The organism is Streptococcus mobilis, from assembly GCF_059727625.1.
Map to the genome: position 1 here is coordinate 1,132,676 of NZ_AP041823.1, position 20,549 is coordinate 1,153,224.

A 20,549-nucleotide genomic window follows, 5' to 3' on the forward strand; every position below is an offset into this window, starting at 1 on the left:
ATAAGATTTAATGATTACATCTGATATTTCTCAACCATAGGGTTCTATTTTCTAGGAGAGATTTATGATTAATATCTTTAAATATCTTGATAAAAAAACAAAATACCTAACCATTATTGGGGCACTGGCAAATGGGGGTCTCGCTTTGGGGCAACCCTTGGTTGTTGCCAAAGCACTATCGATAGATCAAAATAACCTTACCTATTCTTCTATTTGGAAATTTGCCCTCTTTGGTTTTTCTGTCTATTTCGCTTTGTATAGTCTAATGTTATTTTGTAATCATGCAAATAATGTCTTTAGACGTGAAATTCACATGAATATCCGAACGGCATTGTTTCAGAAGTTAATGGAAGACAGAGAATATAGTGAAGATGAAAAGATTACCATGCTGACACAGGATATGGAATTTCTAGGAGATAACTTTTTTGAACGCTATATGTCTATTTCATGTTGGGGATTTGGAGCACTGATTACAGCGATCTATATCATTGCCCAAAATGTTTTATTGGGTTCTATTTTTGTTTTCTTCACGATCTTACGTCCCATTCCACAATTCTTAATGAATAATAAGCTAAAGAATTCAGGGGATGAAATGTCTCAGGGAAGAACAGCCGTTCATAACCAAATCTCTGATAGTATTCGAGGGGCTCAAACCTTGCGGATGAATCAAGCCTTGCCTGAAAATTCTCAGCGCGTCTGGAATATCAATCTTCGTTATCAACGAGCCATTCAAAAGTTTGCTTTTACCCATAATATTGTTTTCTTTTGTAATGGTTTCATGGTCTTTCTTAGCCAAGTACTCCCCTTGGTATTGGGGTTCTTCCTTGCCATGCAGGGTCATCATGTTTCAGTGGCTAGCCTGGTTGCAATGTATATTGCCGCTGGTCAACTGGTAGGTCCTATACAAAATATCATGTATGATGTGGTTGAAGTACAAGGAGCCAAAACAACGGCAGAAAAGATTTTCGGAATTTTAAATCGAGCAGATGATAGTGAATCGGACAATCATTCGATCTCACAAGTAGAAGAACTAGAAATTTCTCATTTAAGTAAATCTTATAACGGTAGAGAGATTATACGCGATCTTAATCTAACCATTCAACAAGGCGAAAAAGTCCTCATCAAAGGGCCAAGTGGCTGTGGGAAATCAACCCTCTTTCGAATGATCACAGGGGAAGAAAAGGCGGATGATGGGACGATTTCTTGTCGGACAAGGGATGGAGCAAAAACAAGTTATTTTATTCGTCAGGTAGGTATCATCAGTCAGCAACCTTTCCTCTTTAATGATACTGTTCGCTACAATCTTAGTTTGGGACAAGAGTTTTCAGATCAAGAATTGGAGACTGTTTTGAGACAGGTCAAACTCGACCATGAACTAACTGATGGACTTGATTTTGTAATCACCAATAACGGAGAAAATATTTCAGGCGGACAACGAGTCCGGATTGAACTAGCCCGCTTCCTTCTTCGTAAAAAGGATATTTTATTAGCAGATGAGGTAACTGCAGCTCTTGACGTAGAAAATAGCCAGATGGTTCGAGACTTGATTTTCTCACTACCGATGATGGTGTTAGAAATCGCTCACCATATTGATAATGAAAGTCGATACGATCAAGTCATTGAACTAAGAAAAAATTGAATTATTTTCATGATAAGATAAAGTAGTGAGTACTCTCTCTAGTCGGAAACTTCCTCACTACTAATCTTAATATATTTGTTAACTGTAGTTGTAAAAAATATTATTAAGTAGGTAATTTTGTATTTGACTTACAATGTACAAAAGTAGTTGAAAAATCTCTGAGAACATTCCGGTATCAATAATGAGTTTTTTTACAATTGAAACTATAATGTAGGATTTTTTTAACTGTAGTAATGTTATAAAATTAATCTTACAAATAAAGTATCTATAGATCTTTGTATACCTAAAATTTTATAGTAGCAATATAAAATTTACATTAATTGTAAAATGATTTATTATAGCTAAATATAATAGTCTCTAATTAGTTTTTTTAATTTGTGCAAGTCGTTCTATTAAAATATCGACTGCTTCATTCTTTCGGTTAGGATCTAATTCCGCATAGATATCCATTGTGATTGAAATAAATCTGTGTCCCATAAGTTCTTGCAGTTCTTTCCAATTTGCTCCAGCGTTGAGCATTAAAGACGCATGAGTATGGCGGAATATGTGAAAACCATAATTAGGTAAACCTAACTCTTTTGATCGTTTAATAAGTGTAGCTCGCTAATTTCGATGGGGAGATGTACCTTAAACAGATAAGAGACTTGCCAAAAACTTTATCTGGAAATAATTTCCCTAATTTAGACTAAAATAAAATGCATAATATCAGTTTTTTGAATACCTGATATTATGCGTTTTTAATTTCAAAGACTTTTAGGAATTACTTGAACTCTCAAATCCCATATATGTTTTTCTGAGTTACATGAAAAGTTTAACTTAATTTGACAATCTAGAAATTATTTGAGTAGATTATTTTCAAAAGAAGACGAGGTAGATCAAAAAACATTTGACACCATTTATGTAAAATTTGTATCTTTCTAGACATATATTTGAATTTTTAATTTAATCATGTTACAATTAAAATTGAAGTCAAAACCAATTAGAAAAGGAATATCCAAACGTGGGTACATTATTAGCAACCAGATTAAAAAATAGACGAAAAGAATTAAAATTGTCCCAGCGAGAATTGGCCGAAGGCATTTGTAAACAGGGGCAAATTAGTCGATTAGAGAGTGGAGAGTTCACTCCTGGGGCGGATTTTTTGCATGCACTTGCTAAGAAATTAAAAGTTAGTATGGATTATTTTTTTGATGAGCAGATTGTTGAAGAGGTTGATGAGTTAGCAGAGTTTAAGAAATTAGCACATACATTTATCATAAATAGAAATTATGAGTCTTTGAAATATATATATGAATTAGAAAATGTAAAGTCTCATCGTTTATCTCTAGCAGATAAATTTTATATGGAGTGGATAAAATCTCTGATAGATTTTTATTTCTATGGGCAACAAGAGGAGGCAGTTGAAAGATTGGAGAAGGTGCTGTCACAGTTAAGTATTTCTGATATGAACTATCTCCAAATTTCAAATACTCTATTCAATTTTTATTACGATATTGGAGATTTAACGCGATTTGATGAGATTCGAGAAACATTAGAGTATCAAGTAAATCAACTCAATTTAAATACACTTGAAGAGTTAGAACTATTTATTAAGTTCAATTATAACGTTTGTAGATATCTATGGTTGCAGAATAATATTGAAAAAGCTATTACTCAAATCACAACTACTATAAAGCAGTGTCAGGCTTACAGAACAACTTATCTTTTAGCTGATTTGTATTTATTGATGGGAAATGTAAGTAAGGACTTTTCTTCTAAGATTTCGGTAAAAGAATATTTTGAGACAGCACATTTTCTTTATAAATTGGATGAAAATATATCAATGGCTTTGAAAGTCGAACATTACATTGCAAATATGACAGAATAATGAAAATGATGTTCAATTGAGCATTGTTTTTTTTAATATCACATAGATACAAAAATGATTTATTTTTAAAAAAATAAAAAAAGTTTATAAAAAGATATTTACAACATGATGACGGAGTGCTAAAATAAATGCAAGAAAATTAATAGTAAGACACCATACAGTGTAATTTCACCGATATCGTATATGGCAGTAGCAATTATTTCCTACAAAGTATTGGATTCCTTGACAGAATTATTAAAAATAACAAATTATATCCAAATAGATTGTATGAATTTCGAGGTATACAAACATGATATTAGAAAAATTCAGTAGTAACTTTAAAAACTTGATATTAGGTAGATCTTCTAGAAACATTGCAGATAGTTTTTACTTCATTGCATTGTCGATTGGGTTAATCAAAGTTTATAATATTGAAGCTGGTCAGTTATCTTTATTTACTCTAATAGGTTTTATCCCTAACTTACTTGCCGTTTTTTATGGAAGTTTTGTAAATAAAATTCAAAGAGATAAAGTCTGGCTAGTAACTTTTCAAGTTCTTCAACTTTTTATAATTTTCATTACTATTCTATGCTTAAGATATCGCTTTGAAGTTTTTTATCTTTATATTTTTAATTTTTTGTTTAGTTTATCAACAAATCTACTCAACACATTACAAATGAAGATTGTTCCAGAAACATTAGAAAATGATGAAGAAACGATAAACAAATCTATAGATGTTCAGTATATGGCTTCAAATGTGTTAGATATTATTAGTAACCTGTTTGCCTCGTTACTGTTAGGAGTGTTGTCATATTTTGTTGTTTTCAATATGAGTATTCCATTTTTTGTAGCTGCGATATACTTTATGTTGAAAATCAGGTTAGATATACCTGATAAAAAAAAGTCAGATGGTATGTCTGAAAATATAGAAAGCGAAAGTGAATCAACTTTTCAACTTTTGGACACAATTTCTGCTTTTCGAGAATCAAAATTTGCCTCTTTTATTGTAATTACAGAGTCAATTTTAAGTGGCGGAACAGATCTACTTTTAACTTTAGCCCCCTTATATCTTGTATCGGAAGGAATTCCTATTCAGTATCTTGGGTTAGTATTGGCAGTACAACGATTAGCAGATTTGACAGGTGCTTTTGTGGCACCTAGGATAAAAATATCATATAAAAAGTTTTTCTTTATTGATTATATTGTATCGGGCTTCTTTTTATTTTTAGTATTTGTAATACCAATTCCATTGATTAAGCTTTTGCTATTTGGATTATCCTTTATAATTATTGGTATATCTGGTAATATGTTTGAAAAAATGATTTATTCTGAATATAACTATGAAAATATGGGGTTAATCTATTCCACTAATTCAAGCTTATATGCTTTATTTTCAATTGTATTCTTAATAGTTCCCCAGTTTTATTCGGATATACATATTCTAGGGATAACGATAAATATATTTACGGTATTAGTAGGATTTTATTTGTTATTTATTAACAATCCATTTAAGGAAAGTAAGGGAATAGAAAATGAACCAGAAAGTTATGCAGAATAATTTTAAAAAAGAACATAAAGTTGATCAGCGGTCTAAAAATATATCTATGAAACAGAATAATGGAAGTTTAAAAAAAGCTAGAAAATTTCAAGTTAAAAATAAAGGAAATAGATAGAAATCGACTACTCTGAACGGCACCCTAAAAGTTAGTAGGAATTTTATTATCTTATATTGCAATTAAATATCAAAGAAAAATAATTGGTGAAGAAATATTTGGAATTTTTAAGTGAGACTGGGATATGACATTAAAAACTTATTTAATTAGATGCAAACGAAGTAATTCTATATGGTTGTTTTGGATTTTTATTAATTCATTATGTGTTTATTTAAATGGTATATTGAGTGCTAAAGCAATTTCTACAATTGTAAATTTTGATTTACAGGGATTTTTGTATTTAAGTGGAGCGATTTTAGCTGTAAATTTAATATGGGTATTGCAAATATATCAAAACTCAAAGGCAAGTGAAAAAGCCATACAAGAAATGTGTACCGAAATACGTAAAGATATTGTAAAAAGTATTGAAAGTAAGGGTGTGGTTCGTTTTGGCTCAAAAAGTGTTAGCGCCTATACCTCATGGCTGACAAATGATCTTAATACTATTCGAGATCTTGGCTTTGAAACACTTGAATTAATGATTAGTCAAGCATTAAATATCATTTTTGCAATTATTGCCTTTTTTAGTTTCCATTATTCATTATTGTTTACAATTTTGATATTCTTCATTCTAATGGTAAATCTCCCTAAAATATTTACAAGGAAAATGGAGAATAAAGCTGTTTACTTTACTGAGAAGAATGAAGAATTAGTTAAAGCAATTGATGATTCTTTAAGTGGATTTCGAATGTTATCCAATGCTAATCAACTTCATTTTTTAATGGTAAAAATCTTATCTTATTCAAAAAAATATTCGAAGTCCAGAGTTTCATATTCAAAAACCTTTGGTGGGCTTATGTCTGTTCAAAATGGGACTAGTTTTGTGAGTCAAATTGCCATGTTGACTCACGCAGGAGTCTTATATTTTAACCGATTAATTCCGATTGGAGCTGTATCTTCTTCTCAATATTTTTCATCAATTATCTTTGCTGGCTTAACAGGCTTAACGGCAAATTACGCTGAGTTTAAAACTGTAAACAAAATATTTGAAAAATTTGAATTGGAAGGTGACCAAAGTATTCATGAAAGTAATGTTAATAAACAAACTTGGAAGAAATTTATAGATAAAGTAGAATTTCAATCGGTAACTATTGAACGTGATGGTAAGATTGTCTTAGATAATTTAAATGTTAAAATTGAAAAAAATAAGAAGTATGCAATATCAGGGTCATCTGGTTCAGGAAAATCAACTATATTAAATGCTATTAATGGTGAAATCCCAATTTCGAAAGGCCGCATCTTCTATGATAATATCGATTCAAAAAATATGAATTTCAAGGATCTTCATGAAAATATTTCTTATGTTAGTTTGGAAGATCATATTTTTAACGAATCCATTTTATTTAATTTGACATTAGGCCGTGAAATAGAAGATTCAAAAATCGAAAAAGCATTGGAAATATTTTATTTAAGAGACTGGATTAATGGATTGAGTCATGGATTGGAAACTACTTTATCGGAAATTAGCCAAGATATTTCTAGTGGACAGAAGCAACGAATTAGTCTAGCTAGAGCTTATCTTGAAGAAAAACCAATTTTAATTATTGATGAGGCAACTGATGCGATTGATAAAGAAAGACGGTATCAAATTGAGAAACATCTATTCTCAATGACAGAAAAAACTGTTATTTTTGTAAGCCATCATCTAGATGAAAATATAAGATCTCTTTTTGATAAAATTATATATTTGGATTAGTTTTAACCTACTGAAATCAGTAGGTTAGATTGAAGAAAGATTCATCTACCAGATTTAAAAACGTACCAATATTGGTGCGTTTTTAAATTATTAATGCTATAATAGAAATAAATAAAAGGAGGGCTCTCATGATCGGAGAAAATATTAAAGCGTTACGTAAAACACATGACCTAACCCAGCCTGAGTTCGCAAAGATTGTTGGCATCTCTAGAAATAGTCTGAGTCGTTATGAAAATGGGGCAAGTCGGGTTTCGACAGAATTAATAGATCGTATCTGCAAGAAATTTAATGTTTCTTATATCGATATCGTAGGGGAGGAAAAAATGCTCACACCAGTAGAAGATTATCAGTTAACTCTTAAAATTGAAGTGATTAAAGAACGAGGGGCGAATATCTTAGCGCAACTTTATCGTTTTCAAGATGAACAAGGCATTGCATTTGATGATACTTCTAATCCTTGGGTTCTAATGAGCGATGATTTGTCTGATTTGATTAACACGAGGATTTATCTTGTTGCAAGTTTTGAGGATATAGAGCGGTTTAATGGCTATTTGGATGGCATTGAACGTATGCTAGAACAAGCTACTCATCTGGTGGTGGCTTAATGAAACTAGAAGAATTTAGTCAAGGTGATTTTGAACGAGCCTCCAAACGACTCGTTCGTTCTTTAACTCGTGGAAAAACAACCTCATCTCATCCTAAGGCTATTTTGCTCGGTGGACAGAGTGGTGCTGGGAAAACAACGATTCATCGTATTAAACAAAGGGAATTTCAAGGAAATATCATTATCATTGATGGAGATAGTTATCGCTCTTTTCATCCGAATTACCTTAGTCTACAGGAAAAGTTCGGTAAAGATAGTGTGGATTATACCAAAGTATTCGCGGGACAAATGGTTGAATATCTTGTAGATGAGTTGAGTAAACAAGGTTATCATTTGTTAATCGAGGGCACCTTGAGAACAACAGAAGTCCCTAGAAAAACTGCACAATTATTGACAACCAAAGGTTACCAAGTCTCACTTGCACTAATAGCGACCAAGCCAGAATTGTCCTATCTCAGTACTTTGATACGTTATGAAGAGCTCTATGCTATAGATCCTAGTCAAGCTAGAGCAACTCCTAAAGCACACCATGATGGAATTGTAGAACATTTAGTTGATAACTTACGAGAGTTAGAAAATGATCAGCTATTTAATCAAATTCAAATTTACCAAAGAGATCAATCGTGTGTTTATGATTCGCAAGTAGATCAAATCTCAGCAGCAGAAGTTCTACACGAATGCCTCTTCGGAAAATGGAGTAAAGTGGAGGAAGAGATGTTGAAGTTGGGACAGGAACGGTTGAGAGAGCTGGGGGAAATTGATAAGTGACGAAGGGTTAATTTATGAGTACATTAAAAAAAGTAATTTATTTCGATGAATCATCAGCAATGGATTTTTTACAGATTGAATCCAAGGGAAAATTAACGAAAACAACTGAACTTATGACAACATTTCAAGGTGAAACGGGTGCGGAAGTTGATGCTGAAGGAACAATTGGTAAAAATAGTGCTTTAAAAACAATTTTTGAAAAAATGACAGGATTAAGTGGCTCAGTTACTTTTTCCGCAGCTAGTTCAGGGGGAGTTCAAGGAAATAAAATAGCAAAGACAATACTTGAAAATTCTCTATTGTATGATTTTTTAGATACTGTAGAGTTACGCAAGAAGAATTTTCTTGTTGATATTACAGAAAATTATACTTTAGAAATAAGTAAGAATTCGATGTCTTATTTTGCTATGATTGCGCCAATTTCAGAAATGATGGAAGGTTCCCAAAGTATAGAAGGGCTGGAAAATGTATCAATGTCATTTTCTAAACTTAATTCTGGAATTAGAGAGATTAAAGGTTATTTTGAACTTATAGGATATAATAAAGAACACGAAATTGAGAGGATTTTCCGTTTTAATATCAATTCTTTTAAAAATAATTATCGAATTCATGATTTAACAAAAATGACTCTTAAACTTTATTCAATAAAAGTCGGAGCAACGACTATTAGTGATTTGAATTTGGAGACACAGTTTAATTTACAACAGCAAAATCTATCTTTTACCGGAATTTTAGAAAATGATAGGACTTGCTCAGAACAGAAATATCCAGTTTATGATGTAATACTTGCAGGAGTGAACTAAATGGATAGTATTATACTTTTTAAAGGTTCTAAGAGAGACTTCAATAAATTATTAAATGAGAGAGGCGTTGAAGACTTTACTCCATTTATGGAGCTTATTCGACAATATAATATTACTGTAAGAGCCAATGATATAAATGCCTCACAATATGCTCCAGATGGATTTGGCAAAAAACAAATTGAAAATGTTGTTATTTTTGCTGATGATTATGCTTCTGTAATGGATCACGTGATATCAAATTTCAATAATATTGTACTTCTAGGACATGACATTCAACATCTTTATATACAAAATCCTCCCAAGAGAGTAGAGACTTCCTTGAGAGTTCAGTTTGAAAATATTATAGAAGAATACTACTCAAACTATCAGGGGATAGATAATGAGGAAATTATTGATTTCTATAATCATATGATTTCTTCTAATGTTGTGGGCCAACAGCAAGCTAAAAAAGATATTTCAATTGGTCTACTAAAGAAAAGTGCCCTAACAAATAAGTCTCCTCTTGTCTTGTTATTTTATGGAAATTCAGGAGTTGGTAAAACTGAATTAGCTAAAACAATGAGCGAATATTTTAATGGAAAATTGACCCGAATACAGTTTTCGATGATGCAAACTGAGGAAGCGTACAAATATATATTCGGAGATACTCACGGTAAAAATTCATTAGCTAAAGATTTATTATCCAGAGAAACCAATGTTGTATTAATTGATGAATTTGATAAGGTAAATAGCGCTTTATACAATGTTTTTTATCAAATGTTTGATGAGGGAGAGTTGGAAGATATAAATTACTTGGTAGATGTTTCTAATTGTATATTTATTTTAACAACAAATTTTAGTAATGATCAAGAAATTGCTGAAAAACTTGGCCTTCCTATCTTTTCTAGGATTGATTTAAAGATAGAATTTAAAAATTTAACAGAAATTGAACTGCTTAGAGTAGTTGATAATATTTTTGATGATGTGATCTCTCAATTATCAGAAGCAGATAAGGAAATTATAGAGAATTATGGTTTGAAAGAAACGTATAGGAAACATGTGGGTTCTTTTGAAAATATAAGATTATTAAAGAGTTTTATTGAGAAAGATGTGTTTCAAATCATTTTTGAAGAATTACTAAAACGTGATAATTTAGAATGACTATTCACTGAAATTTTTACCTTGAAACAATTGTTGTAGAAATTTATCGTTTAATTTCATTATGAATTTGTATCCATTATAAAATGTATAAAGTTATAACAATTCAAATGGTGTGAACTTTTTGGTGAAATCTAGCTCAATTCGTTTATTTTTAGGGTATAATTCACACCATTCAATTGAAAGTTATTCAAATTAGATGAAATATTTCTTTCTTAAAAACATGTGGAAACATTGATATTAAGCATATATTGAAATTCATTCAAATACGAGGTGTTCAAAACAGGTATTACAATTTATAAGTAAAAGAACAAATAACAAAAAGAGGAACTTCACACTAAAGTTCCTCTTCTTTTAAATATCCGAATCATTATTTTTATTTCAAAAAAGGTAGTGAAAAAGGTAGTGATTCGGTTGATTTATATTGCAATGTAGTGAAATTTAGAATTTCAAAAATCGCTTAAAATCAAGGTTTCTCACATCTATTGACGTGTAGTGAACCCCTATATCACCTCTGTAAAAGCTAACTTCAAATTCTGTACTAGTATCTTCTGGAACCTAAACACAATTATCGAAAGGGTCTAGATCCATCATAAACTAGTGAACCCGAGGAAACGAATGAATAAGTACCTCACCTAGTTATACAAGAAAACGGTTGTTATAATGTTTTTAAAGACTAATCTGAATGCTACTATTATTTTAGTATTGGAAAATATTAAGATAATGAAGCTCAGTTTAGTTAAAAAGAATTCAATCACTATTGTAATTGATTAGGTAATTTTTTATTTTAAGATAGAGCACATCATTTCCGTATAATTTAGCTAGTGTTTTTGCATCAGTGTAATATTGTAAAATCTCTTCTTTAGATAGAAATTTTTCACAAGAATTAGCAACGAGAAGGAGTAGAGAAGGCATTTGATATGCTGTATTATTATTTTTACAAAAATCTATGGTTTCTAATGCTGTTTCTAAAGCATCCAGTAATTGACCGTTAATCGTTAAATGATGTGCAAAATTATATTTTAACCGGATATATCCTTCTATATCCTCTTTTAATTGGAAATCTTTTGTTGAATAGATTTGAAGAAGTTGCTTGTAATTTTTTTCATATTCCTCGTTATAGCCTATATTTGAGTAGAAATTTGTTAGAGTATTCAGAGCTTTTAAATAAATATTTTTTTTATAGTCAAGAAAAGAGTCAATGAGATTTTTAAGTAGCTCAATTGCACTATCTTTTTGATCATAGTTGTAAAAGAGTATAATAGCTTCAATCCATGTTAAATAAGATTGTTCATCCTCATTAAATGAATTTTGATTGCTTTTTTCAAGGTTGTAAAGATACTCTAAATCATTGTAATTTCTATGTTCTAAAAGCTTTGAGGACATGGCAATAAAGTTTCGTAAATCAGAGACAGTCTCATACGACTCATCGAAAAAGTAATTTATATCCACCTGAAGTTTTTGTGATAAGTTATAAAGAACATCAGCGGAAGGAAAATAGTTTGTTCGTTCGATTTTACTAATTAGACTTTGTTCGCAAATTCCATCAGCCAAATCTTTTTGAGATAGTCCTAGTGACTTTCTTTTTGTTTTAATTTTATTACCTATTGATTGCATATTAAATCTCGTTTGAATTTTTATATTGAAATTGCTAAATTAATTACTAGAACTTATTCTATCTCATAACAGATATATTGTCAAAGATTAAAATTCAGTTATAGTGTTATACAAAGTTAAAATTCAAAACAATAACCACTAAGAATAAGTAATTTAAATGTTCAATTAAATATCTCAAATGAGATATAATAAATAAAACAACACGAACAACCTAAAATATGTTGACTTATAAAAATTAATGTTATATAATTCAGTTGAAAGGGATTTCAAGAAAATGGAAATAATCTGTCTGGAGGACAAAGACAAAAAATATCTCTAATAAGAACACTTATTTCAAAACCATCAATAATATTTTTTGATGAACCAACGAGTTCTATGGATGTATTGTCTGAAAAACAAATGATGGAGTTGATTTTCAAAATAAATTGTACAGTTGTGGTTGTTTCGCACAGAATCTCTTTAGTTGATAAGTTTGACAAAATATTAATTGTTAGAAATGGAAAAATCGAAGGCTTTGATTCACACAGTAGATTAATTAAAAATTGCCCTTATTACAACAGCCTCTATTATAAAATAAAGGAGCTTGAAAATGAAAAATGATAGAAGTACATATCTTACTAAAAAATTTATAGTTTTAATGGCAGTAACATGTTTTAGTATTTTTCCATCTGTTATGATTTTTGGGAAAATAGGATTTATAATTTATGCAATCTTATTCTTTTGGACTGTAAAGACGTCGCTCGAGATTGAGAAAATTAAAAAGCAAAACAACTTAAATACTGTATCGGATTTATTAAAGGATAAAACTACCGAAGAGTATAAAATGATAGAATCAGATGAAAGGGTAAAAAACTTTATAAGTAGTTTAAGTCAAACAAAAATAATATTATATACGGTCATTGTTGGGGTAATAATAACACTGTTTTCGGTTCTTATTTATTATCTTATTATGGAGATTGTTTAGGTTTGACGTTATAAATTTATAAATTTCATCGTAGAGGGGAGTGGAAAATGAAATTATTATTTCGCTTAGTTATATTATCAGTATGTTTTCTTTGGGTTGGAAAAGTATATGCTGAAAATGTTAGTAATCTTTCTTATATGATTACGAATAGAGAAGTTTGGAAAATTTCAGAAATTAAAAGAAAAATAGATTCAAATAAAATATCATATATTCCTGAATTTTTCCAAACTTCTCTTAAAATGTAACCAGCGTGTAATAGTGGATTATTTTATATAGCCTGATACGATTGAAATCATTTTAATTATCTATAACAAACAGAAATGTAAATTTCCCTTTTTTAATGAAACTTATATAAATTTTATGAAATAATAGCGCAGAAATTGGCTATTGAAAGTTGATATAAAGTTATTATTTAACTGTATGAAATTTAACCTTATCAAACCAGGTCTTAAGAAAGCTCGTAAAGCATCACAATTCTCAAAACGTTAATCAATACGATTATATCAACGTTTCAAAGCACTCAAGAGTTTACCTCATGGGTGCTTTTTTTATGTTTTTTGAAAAAGTTCACCTCAAAGTTCACCTTATTTTTACCTTATTGTTTTAAAGACTTTAAGGCAAATTCGCCAACTGCCATAGGGACTACATTAGAAGTATTGACATAAATCTGTGTTGTACCTTTGTCACTGTGAGTTAGGGCTTCGGAAATGGCTTCTAAACTCATACCTGCCTGTTTAGCGAGTGTTGCTCCCGTATGCCGTAATTTGTGTGGCGTAGCGTGTGTAAGTTCTGGGTGTCGCTTTCTGATAGTTTTCATCTTATTATTGAGGTAGTCAGAATGTAAAGGTTTATTGATATTACCTTTGGTATCTATATAAGTGAAGATGAATTGTTCTGTATTACTGATGATGCCAAACTTTGCTAGTTCATATTTTTGTTGTTCTTTCCAAGAGGTAAGAAGCTGAAGTAAGTCACTAGAAATAGAGAAGATAGTTTTTTTATTTCCTTTGGTAGATTTTACTTGTCCGTATCTATCTAAAGCCTGAATTAACTGAATTTGAGATTTTGAAAAATCGACATGTTTCCACTGGAGAGCATATGTTTCTGATTTTCTATCTCCGAGGAAAAAAGTGAGATAAAAAGGACGTAATCTTTGAGTGATATTTTATCATTTTCTAAATCTTCTTTAAAAGCTGAGAACCATTCTTGGAGTTGCTCATGAGTTAAGTATAAATCTTCATCACGTTTTGATTCTGCAAGTTGAATTTTTCTGACAGCCTTAATTCGTCTTAAAGTTTTTGCAACTCTATTTGCTTCAATATATTCAAGTTCTTCCGCCCAATCAAAAATAGAAATAACGTAACTTCGTAAAGTTTTGAAGTTTGCATATTCGTTAGCTTTTGAGGTCATCAAATTTAGAATAACCTGTTTATTTTGGTTTAAAAATTGAATCGTATAGTTGCCAAGAAGTGGTAGTATATGCTTTTCAAAACATGTTTTGGTATTAGCGATTGTTGACCTGCTTGGTGGTTTCAAAGTAGATGTAGTTTGACCTGCTTTATAGGATTCCCACCAAATATTCTTATAGAAGTCTGAGAAAAGGATATCTTCTTTTCCTAGTCCTGAAAACATATTATCTTCAATTTGGTTTAACTTCGTAAGTAAGTCTATCTCTGCTTGTCTTGCCTCCTTTTTTGTTTTGAATCTTTTATCATAATAGTTATTATTAACGATTCCAAGAGGCATTCGTGCTTCTATTGGAATATAGACTTTTAAGCGGTAAGTTCCGTTTTTTGTCTTACTGATAGTCATGATATTCTCCTTTATATCGAACCAGAAAATATCATGACCATTATAAAATAAAAATCTTGATTTTTCTAGTTGTTGCCGTTTAGCCAGCTGTCAATAGCGTCCTTGTGGAATCTAATGGTTTTCCGATTTTGATGGATGGAAGCCCCTTTGAATCCATGAATCAAGAGTATTGTTGGAAATTCCCAAATAGTCGCAAGTCTGTTTTTGTTCAAATAGGGGCTTTCAATACCACTCTTGTCTAATTGCTCACTGATTTCTTTCCTTATAAGATTAGAGAGTAAAAGTTGAATTTGATGAATTTGTTCATCTGGTAAGATTACTTGCATAGCTTTTCCTCCATTATAATTCTATTGAAGTAGGAGCTTGATATGATGTTTCTAGTTTCATTAGGAGTATTCGTCAAGGAATTTTCTGATGAAGTGATTTTGCTTTTGTCTGTGCTATACCTTCGTGAATCTAAATACTTGGCAAAAAAGTATGTTTTGTCAACGATAAGCCTTAATAAGGTCGGATTTTCTTCTCTCGCATACCTAACCAAATGATTAAATTCTGTGAAATTATTCTTGTCTATCACATCAATAATGGTTGATAGAAATTCATCATTATTATTGCTGATGAGGAATTTATCTAATTCAAATCCGCATCCAGTTTCAATATCTTCGATATTGTACTGACTTTTCTCAGGATTTTCTGCATGGACAAAGTAGTCGTACATCCCTTTGGGGGACATTACAGGTTCAACATGTGCAGGGCCATTCAGTTTGTCTTTGATAAGTTCCGAAACTTGAGAATAGCTCTTGAGAGAGCTGAAATAGAATGCTCCATGCTTATGTGCTTTCTTAAACTCTCCAGTTTTTTTGTTTACGTCCTTATCATGCCACGGTGACAGAACAAATGGAACATGAATTTCTTCGAGAATTTCTAAATAGTTTTCGGGCGCACTTTCCTGATAGAATAGAAAAGCCCATTTATTTGAACGTTGTTCTTTTGCCATAGGTAAAATTCCTCGCTTTCAATTTTTTATTATTTCTATCTATTAGGAGATTGGGAGGGCATAAATCGGAGTTTTTGAGAAAATTTAATTTTTTTCTGATTATTGATTATTGGATTAAGTGGGGGTCGTAGTCACCCCACTTAATCCTAAATTTTGCAATTAAAAAACGGCGCTGTTTGGCTTCCACTACGTGGGCCACAGCGCCATTAAGCTATTGTCTTTTAGTTCCTACAAAGTATGCCCATTTTTTATCTGGATTTGAGGGGGAGAAGAAATAATCAGGATTGTATCTAGCAACTTCTTCGATAATCATTGTATTCATATCGTCTAGAATCTTCTTTGCTTGCTGAGTCTTTGGAATACGAATCATCAGAATGATTGTATCTTTTCTAACATCTATAATAGATTTATCAACTGCTTTGTTAAAACGTTTATGAATAGGGTTGTAGTGTGTTAATTTTGCTTGTTCAGTTGTAGTTACGGCTTCTGAGAGTTCGCTTTGATGTAGAAAAGTACGGATCGACAAGGTTTGTTTAATTGATTGCCACAGGTTATATAGGTTATCTTCTTTTGCCGGTCCTTGATTTCACGACTGATGAGGAAAAGAGAATTACAGAGCTCATAAGCGAAGTAAATAAGCTAATTGCGAAAATTACGCTAGTAAAACGATAAAAGAAGACTAAATAATCAATCTCCTGTAATGAATTCATGCTAAACCCGAAGCAGACTGTGCAGAATGCACCTAAAATTGCTGTAAGAAACAGCAGAGAACCGAGATTAAAAACTTTCTGAAAATGTGTTGTTTGCATAAGTTATAAAATACCTTTCATTGTGTAGTATGTTGGACACAGCAAGGGTAAGACCTGATAAGGATGCTCGTTATCAATGATTTGAATAAGCCCTGTTCCTTTTCCGATCGGAATAACAATACCTTCTGGATCGAGGTCTGGAAATAAGAACTGTACTGTTTTCTGGTTGATGTTACCAACCTGAATCAATACATTAAATTGTTCACGGACTGATACAGGAATTGTACTATGATCAAAACGCTGACTTACAAGAAGCAAGTGAACTTTGGTTGATCGCCCTAATAAAGCAATTTGAGATAACAGAGAGAAGAAGGAATCTTTGATATTTTTGTTGATTCCTTCTGATAAAGCAAGCACCTCATCAATAACAATAGTTAGATGTTGAAATTCATGATGTGGATCATCAAATAAAATCCTTTGTCGTTTATGAATTATTGTCAAACACTGACTTAAACTTTCGTTAATTTCTGATACGAAGTCGGATTTGGAACGATTCTCTTGAGGGTGGATGACACTAATTTGATTCTGCTTTGCCCACCGTGATGGGGTATCATATTTAGGATCAACGATAATCAGGTCGGAAATGTTTTTCAGTATACTTAACAGATAAGTTAATGCATAGCTTTTACCACTACCTGAGTTCCCAGCAATAGCCATAGAAGTTACTTTATCATAGTTAATCATTAGATTTGCCATAATAGGGATATCATTACCTTTTAGCGATAATGTGAATTTTTCTAGGTCTGGAATGATTAGCCGCTCAGAAACACCTTTCTGCCAAGGAAAAAACAGTCCACGTTGAATATGAATATCGTCTGTTTTCAGTGCAATAAAGTAGGCAGAATTTTGTTTTAATAGCGTGTATTGTGGGTAGAGAGACGCATTAGCGATTAAGAAAATCTTTCGGTACAGTTCGTCATCAATGACAAATCCTGATGGAAGACGAGGAATGAAGATAAATCCGTTTTCTTTGACAGAAATGTCAAAAGAGTTGGTATAAGAAGTTTCCCCTTGTAATACAGAGCCCAAAGCCATGTTCAGACTCTGTAATAGGTATTGTTCCAACTCTTTTTGTGTGATAGCTGGAACCATTATTTCACCTCTTTAAATCCATTAGCTCTAAAGTAAACGTTATAGTTGACCTCACATGCTTGCAAGTTGTCAAAGGTGATAAGGGAAAGATATTCAGGGAGTTCAGGTTCTTCAAGGAATTTTACTTGAAATGGTGGTAATCCCTTTTGCCCAAACCAAGCCTTATATGCGACAATTTCACCCGTCGGTTTTCCATCTTCATACTTTTGTTGTGCTTCAAGCTCATCACAAAGCAAGTAGATTGGATCTTGAAGGCTAACGTATTGTTCTGCTGTTTGATTTGAGTATCCGCCATTGCGGAATTTTGCTTTCATTTTCATTTTGAGATACCTCGTATATTCTATTTTGTGATAAAAAGTATTGGTGACATGCTCGGTTTGAGGTCATGAGCTGGACTTGTTGATTTTTTCCTTTCTATCTTATAGGAGATTCAGGAGGTGAATTTCGGAGTTTTTTAGAAAGTTTTAATTTTATTCTATTATGTTCAAAGATTTCGAAAGTAGAAAACTAAATAATTTAAAACAAATGACCTAATAAGAGTTAAAACGTTGATACAACAGAAATAGAATCATAAAATACATTATTTTTAATCAGAATTGGTATCTAAACAGAAAATCATATATGTCTATTTTCGATAAAATTAAAAAATATTCTGGAACTAGTTTCACATACAATAAATTGAATTCTAACAAAAGCAATAATATAATGAGGTTGGATAGGATGGAGGCCTATCCAGAAAGGATTTTAACAAAAATATAACGATTTTAAAGAAGAAAACAGCTTATTAGTATACTCTTAATAAATAGAAAGAAAGTAGGTCTTAAAAATGACTAAAAAATTTTTACCTTTAACGTTAACTATTTTGACTGTAGGATTAATTTCGTATGCTTTATTAAACCCTGTTATTGCTAATTCGTTAGGAGCTCAACAAAAAGAAAATCAAACAATTGAAATTTATAAGAACCTTCTAAAAAATAAGTCTGAAAAAGAAATTAATGAATATTTCTCAAACCAACCTGATGACAAATTAATTATTGCGGATAAATCAGGTGGTTTTACGACGAGCTCAACAGATGATTACAGTAGTCCAGTTGAAACTATTGATAAAGATGGCAATAGAGAAGTAAAATCATTTCAAGATAAAACTGTTTCAGCGACAATTGGTGAAATTAAAGAAGCACTAAAGAATAACTAGAAAGTAAATACAATAAGCTAGTTTATAAGAGTTCCATTTATAAGTGGAACTCTTTTCTTATTAGTTTTTGATCCATACAAAAATTACATTTATATAATTGTTGAATTTTATTTAAATAAAGTATATCCCTAAAATATATAATATTTTAGATTACAAATATAATTCTATTTTTTGAATATAAAAACTGGTAATCAGTCTGATTACCAGTTTTATAGACTATCTGTAGTCTTTTAAGAGTTTTGTAACTCTTTTGAAATTTTTGAAGTGAGCTGTTACAGTTTTGTCGCTACATTCTACAATTTTAGATAGTGTAGACGATGAGGGTTGGCTTATCTCTTAGTTTTTCAACCATAATAATTTGGTCATTCGTAGGAAGGGCAGATATATAATTATGCACAGCTTCTAATAGTTCGTTATAGATATAAGCTTGTTCACCATCTAACGAGTCACTAGCGATAAAATCATATTTATCTGTTTCACGTCCTTCGTTAGAAATGTTCGCATCTAAACTTCCAAGATTATGGTATCTATCTCTTCGTTTAGCGTTCTCATATGACTTATCGTCATTTTTCAATATCTTATCCCACTTTTTGATATCTATACAATCCTGTAGAGTGAGACGGTCTTCGAATGTTCTTATTGGCATAATAGCCTCTTTCTAAGTCCATTTCTAGGACGGAAAGAAACTTTTATGAGCTACACTGAATACCGATGTGTGCAAAAAGGCACACCAAAAAAACGGATAAACAGATATATGCAGAACTCGACCGTCATCGTCGGAGTTTTCATATTTGTTTCTATCCGTCCATTTGGTGCGCACCAGTTAGGACTAATATTATTCTTTTGAAGAAAACGCTTGTGAAATTTGATATAATAGTATCGAATATACATTTGCTTTATCTTCACCCTTTATTATGAAGTAGATTGCGTTATTTGCAATTGTAGATAAAGTTTATAAAGTAGATACAGTTACTAAATTAGTTACGAGGAGTAAAAAAATGTCTGAAACTGTCCCACGGATCACAGGAGGAATTCTGTTTGGACTAATGCTTGAAGCTAGAAAAACCAAAAGTAGGGTTCGGCGTGGATGCTTGGAAGAACGAACTGATAAATTATCCGAAACTGATATTATGAAGTCTTTTGTTGATATTTTTACAGGAGAAAATCAGCAAATGCCTTACGGAAACACGTTTAAAAAGAATGTTTCTGATTATAAAAAATGTATTATTTCTAAAACAGAGTATTTACCTTTTGATGATTCGAGGTTCATTAATTTATTTAAAGATTCTGTTGAACAGAATAAAAAAAGACACACTGGAAAGTATGTCTGAATTTATAAATGAGAAGTTTTCGGAACGAAAATTGAAGTGGCTTGTTTCGGCAGTTGTTGAAACTATTTGTACTGATGAAACGGTTAAGGATTCGGAAGATTTTAAAATTTCCCCTAATGAGTCGTCATGTAAGCAAGATTTATTAAGAGTTGAAGTAATTGAAATTGAGTCATTCTTATTAGATGTAATGAGATATATTTTTGTCAGTAAATTAGATAATACTCTCGGTAAACCAACATTTGAAGCTTGGTATTCTCAAGGCGGAGAGCGAACCCCTTGGAAATTCAATAATGCAGAACTTGGACAACATATAAACGATTTAGAAATAACTCGATATAATCCAAATGTGGAAGATGTTGAGGAACAAGAGTATATCAAAGAATCAGACGTTGAGGTTGAGGAAGAGTTTAATTCTAAAGTTGAAAGTGATGACTCAATAACAAAACAAGTGTTGAATAATCCTAAAGTTATCAACCAGTATGCTAATAATATCTATAACATAGAACATGTAGAAAATCTAAATTAAGGAG

19 protein-coding genes and 4 pseudogenes are annotated in these 20,549 nt (G+C 31.3%); 14 read left to right on the forward strand and 9 right to left on the reverse strand.

Annotated elements, in window-relative coordinates; translation table 11 throughout:
* The first annotated feature begins 64 nt into the window (after positions 1-64).
* A complete protein-coding gene (locus AC6IZR_RS05350; RefSeq protein ID WP_497848186.1) occupies positions 65-1,639 on the forward strand; it encodes an ATP-binding cassette domain-containing protein in 1,575 nt (524 codons plus the stop codon).
* Between the two features lie 357 nt (positions 1,640-1,996).
* Here the strand turns inward: AC6IZR_RS05350 and AC6IZR_RS05355 are convergent.
* Positions 1,997-2,242, reverse strand: a pseudogene (locus AC6IZR_RS05355) (tyrosine-type recombinase/integrase); the annotation flags it as partial.
* A gap of 397 nt (positions 2,243-2,639) precedes the next feature.
* Here AC6IZR_RS05355 and AC6IZR_RS05360 point away from each other — a divergent pair.
* The 7 genes from AC6IZR_RS05360 (at position 2,640) to AC6IZR_RS05390 (ending at position 10,208) form a co-directional block, all read left to right on the forward strand.
* Positions 2,640-3,506: a helix-turn-helix domain-containing protein gene (locus AC6IZR_RS05360; RefSeq protein WP_497848187.1), complete on the forward strand. Its 867-nt coding sequence runs from the start codon at positions 2,640-2,642 to the stop codon at positions 3,504-3,506.
* A gap of 289 nt (positions 3,507-3,795) precedes the next feature.
* The gene (locus AC6IZR_RS05365; RefSeq protein ID WP_313790550.1) at positions 3,796-5,043 is read left to right on the forward strand and encodes an MFS transporter; all 1,248 of its coding nucleotides are present in this window, start codon (positions 3,796-3,798) and stop codon (positions 5,041-5,043) included.
* A 239-nt stretch (positions 5,044-5,282) separates the two neighbouring features.
* On the forward strand, positions 5,283-6,893 hold the full coding sequence (locus tag AC6IZR_RS05370; protein ID WP_497848188.1) for an ATP-binding cassette domain-containing protein: 1,611 nt from the start codon (positions 5,283-5,285) through the stop codon (positions 6,891-6,893).
* Between the two features lie 128 nt (positions 6,894-7,021).
* On the forward strand, positions 7,022-7,498 hold the full coding sequence (gene pezA / locus AC6IZR_RS05375; RefSeq protein ID WP_462128475.1) for a type II toxin-antitoxin system antitoxin PezA: 477 nt from the start codon (positions 7,022-7,024) through the stop codon (positions 7,496-7,498).
* The gene (gene pezT, locus AC6IZR_RS05380) at positions 7,498-8,265 is read left to right on the forward strand and encodes a type II toxin-antitoxin system toxin PezT (RefSeq protein ID WP_497848189.1); all 768 of its coding nucleotides are present in this window, start codon (positions 7,498-7,500) and stop codon (positions 8,263-8,265) included. Before pezA ends, pezT begins: the two co-directional genes overlap by 1 nt.
* 14 nt (positions 8,266-8,279) lie before the next feature.
* Positions 8,280-9,068 (forward strand): DUF6414 family protein, encoded by a 789-nt coding sequence (locus tag AC6IZR_RS05385; protein WP_497848190.1) that lies wholly within the window; start codon positions 8,280-8,282, stop codon positions 9,066-9,068.
* A complete protein-coding gene (locus AC6IZR_RS05390; RefSeq protein ID WP_497848191.1) occupies positions 9,069-10,208 on the forward strand; it encodes an AAA family ATPase in 1,140 nt (379 codons plus the stop codon).
* A 747-nt stretch (positions 10,209-10,955) separates the two neighbouring features.
* Here the strand turns inward: AC6IZR_RS05390 and AC6IZR_RS05395 are convergent.
* The gene (locus tag AC6IZR_RS05395; protein WP_049518568.1) at positions 10,956-11,822 is read right to left on the reverse strand and encodes a helix-turn-helix domain-containing protein; all 867 of its coding nucleotides are present in this window, start codon (positions 11,820-11,822) and stop codon (positions 10,956-10,958) included.
* Between the two features lie 279 nt (positions 11,823-12,101).
* On the opposite strand from AC6IZR_RS05395, the pseudogene AC6IZR_RS05400 reads away from it, so the two are divergent.
* The 3 genes and pseudogenes from AC6IZR_RS05400 to AC6IZR_RS05410 form a co-directional block, all read left to right on the forward strand.
* Positions 12,102-12,422 (forward strand): annotated as a pseudogene (locus tag AC6IZR_RS05400) (ATP-binding cassette domain-containing protein); the annotation flags it as partial.
* Positions 12,412-12,786 (forward strand): hypothetical protein, encoded by a 375-nt coding sequence (locus AC6IZR_RS05405; RefSeq protein WP_049518570.1) that lies wholly within the window; start codon positions 12,412-12,414, stop codon positions 12,784-12,786. The pseudogene AC6IZR_RS05400 and the gene AC6IZR_RS05405, both read left to right, overlap by 11 nt.
* 47 nt (positions 12,787-12,833) lie before the next feature.
* Positions 12,834-13,031, forward strand: a complete 198-nt coding sequence (locus AC6IZR_RS05410) for a hypothetical protein (protein ID WP_497848192.1) — start codon at positions 12,834-12,836, stop codon at positions 13,029-13,031.
* Positions 13,032-13,381: 350 nt separating this feature from the next.
* Here AC6IZR_RS05410 and AC6IZR_RS05415 read toward each other — a convergent pair.
* The 6 genes and pseudogenes from AC6IZR_RS05415 to AC6IZR_RS05440 all read right to left on the reverse strand — a co-directional run bounded on the left by AC6IZR_RS05415 (position 13,382) and on the right by AC6IZR_RS05440 (position 17,807).
* Positions 13,382-14,598, reverse strand: a pseudogene (locus AC6IZR_RS05415) (site-specific integrase).
* Between the two features lie 65 nt (positions 14,599-14,663).
* Positions 14,664-14,924: pseudogene (locus AC6IZR_RS05420) on the reverse strand (helix-turn-helix domain-containing protein).
* Positions 14,915-15,592: a replication protein gene (locus AC6IZR_RS05425; protein ID WP_497848193.1), complete on the reverse strand. Its 678-nt coding sequence runs from the start codon at positions 15,590-15,592 to the stop codon at positions 14,915-14,917. Before AC6IZR_RS05425 ends, AC6IZR_RS05420 begins: the two are co-directional and overlap by 10 nt.
* 211 nt (positions 15,593-15,803) lie before the next feature.
* Positions 15,804-16,118 carry a hypothetical protein gene (locus AC6IZR_RS05430; RefSeq protein WP_497848194.1) on the reverse strand — a complete coding sequence of 105 codons (315 nt, stop codon included), beginning with the start codon at positions 16,116-16,118 and terminating at the stop codon, positions 15,804-15,806.
* Between the two features lie 286 nt (positions 16,119-16,404).
* Complete coding sequence (locus AC6IZR_RS05435) at positions 16,405-17,481, reverse strand: ATP-binding protein (RefSeq protein ID WP_070465243.1); 1,077 nt, start codon at positions 17,479-17,481, stop codon at positions 16,405-16,407.
* An 11-nt stretch (positions 17,482-17,492) separates the two neighbouring features.
* Complete coding sequence (locus tag AC6IZR_RS05440) at positions 17,493-17,807, reverse strand: hypothetical protein (RefSeq protein ID WP_070465241.1); 315 nt, start codon at positions 17,805-17,807, stop codon at positions 17,493-17,495.
* Positions 17,808-18,319: 512 nt separating this feature from the next.
* On the opposite strand from AC6IZR_RS05440, the gene AC6IZR_RS05445 reads away from it, so the two are divergent.
* Positions 18,320-18,688, forward strand: a complete 369-nt coding sequence (locus AC6IZR_RS05445) for a hypothetical protein (RefSeq protein ID WP_070465090.1) — start codon at positions 18,320-18,322, stop codon at positions 18,686-18,688.
* Positions 18,689-18,989: 301 nt separating this feature from the next.
* Here AC6IZR_RS05445 and AC6IZR_RS05450 read toward each other — a convergent pair whose 3' ends face one another.
* A complete protein-coding gene (locus AC6IZR_RS05450) occupies positions 18,990-19,334 on the reverse strand; it encodes a hypothetical protein (RefSeq protein ID WP_497848195.1) in 345 nt (114 codons plus the stop codon).
* A 352-nt stretch (positions 19,335-19,686) separates the two neighbouring features.
* On the opposite strand from AC6IZR_RS05450, the gene AC6IZR_RS05455 reads away from it, so the two are divergent.
* Both AC6IZR_RS05455 and AC6IZR_RS05460 read left to right on the forward strand, forming a co-directional pair.
* Positions 19,687-20,019 (forward strand): hypothetical protein, encoded by a 333-nt coding sequence (locus AC6IZR_RS05455; RefSeq protein WP_497848196.1) that lies wholly within the window; start codon positions 19,687-19,689, stop codon positions 20,017-20,019.
* Positions 20,012-20,545, forward strand: coding sequence for a hypothetical protein (locus AC6IZR_RS05460; RefSeq protein ID WP_497848197.1), 534 nt, complete (start codon positions 20,012-20,014; stop codon positions 20,543-20,545). Before AC6IZR_RS05455 ends, AC6IZR_RS05460 begins: the two co-directional genes overlap by 8 nt.
* Positions 20,546-20,549: the final 4 nt, after the last annotated feature.

What these genes read in the sequence shown, in the direction of transcription:
- AC6IZR_RS05385 (WP_497848190.1), top strand. Translation starts at nt 8,280, where the DNA reads ATGAGTACATTAAAAAAAGTAATTTATTTCGATGAATCATCAGCAATG.
- AC6IZR_RS05350 (WP_497848186.1), top strand. Translation starts at nt 65, where the DNA reads ATGATTAATATCTTTAAATATCTTGATAAAAAAACAAAATACCTAACC.
- AC6IZR_RS05405 (WP_049518570.1), top strand. Translation starts at nt 12,412, where the DNA reads ATGAAAAATGATAGAAGTACATATCTTACTAAAAAATTTATAGTTTTA.
- pezA (WP_462128475.1), top strand. Translation starts at nt 7,022, where the DNA reads ATGATCGGAGAAAATATTAAAGCGTTACGTAAAACACATGACCTAACC.
- AC6IZR_RS05395 (WP_049518568.1), bottom strand. Translation starts at nt 11,822, where the DNA reads ATGCAATCAATAGGTAATAAAATTAAAACAAAAAGAAAGTCACTAGGA.
- AC6IZR_RS05450 (WP_497848195.1), bottom strand. Translation starts at nt 19,334, where the DNA reads ATGCCAATAAGAACATTCGAAGACCGTCTCACTCTACAGGATTGTATA.
- AC6IZR_RS05370 (WP_497848188.1), top strand. Translation starts at nt 5,283, where the DNA reads ATGACATTAAAAACTTATTTAATTAGATGCAAACGAAGTAATTCTATA.
- AC6IZR_RS05455 (WP_497848196.1), top strand. Translation starts at nt 19,687, where the DNA reads ATGTCTGAAACTGTCCCACGGATCACAGGAGGAATTCTGTTTGGACTA.
- AC6IZR_RS05425 (WP_497848193.1), bottom strand. Translation starts at nt 15,592, where the DNA reads ATGGCAAAAGAACAACGTTCAAATAAATGGGCTTTTCTATTCTATCAG.
- AC6IZR_RS05410 (WP_497848192.1), top strand. Translation starts at nt 12,834, where the DNA reads ATGAAATTATTATTTCGCTTAGTTATATTATCAGTATGTTTTCTTTGG.
- AC6IZR_RS05365 (WP_313790550.1), top strand. Translation starts at nt 3,796, where the DNA reads ATGATATTAGAAAAATTCAGTAGTAACTTTAAAAACTTGATATTAGGT.
- AC6IZR_RS05445 (WP_070465090.1), top strand. Translation starts at nt 18,320, where the DNA reads ATGACTAAAAAATTTTTACCTTTAACGTTAACTATTTTGACTGTAGGA.
- pezT (WP_497848189.1), top strand. Translation starts at nt 7,498, where the DNA reads ATGAAACTAGAAGAATTTAGTCAAGGTGATTTTGAACGAGCCTCCAAA.
- AC6IZR_RS05390 (WP_497848191.1), top strand. Translation starts at nt 9,069, where the DNA reads ATGGATAGTATTATACTTTTTAAAGGTTCTAAGAGAGACTTCAATAAA.
- AC6IZR_RS05440 (WP_070465241.1), bottom strand. Translation starts at nt 17,807, where the DNA reads ATGAAAGCAAAATTCCGCAATGGCGGATACTCAAATCAAACAGCAGAA.
- AC6IZR_RS05460 (WP_497848197.1), top strand. Translation starts at nt 20,012, where the DNA reads ATGTCTGAATTTATAAATGAGAAGTTTTCGGAACGAAAATTGAAGTGG.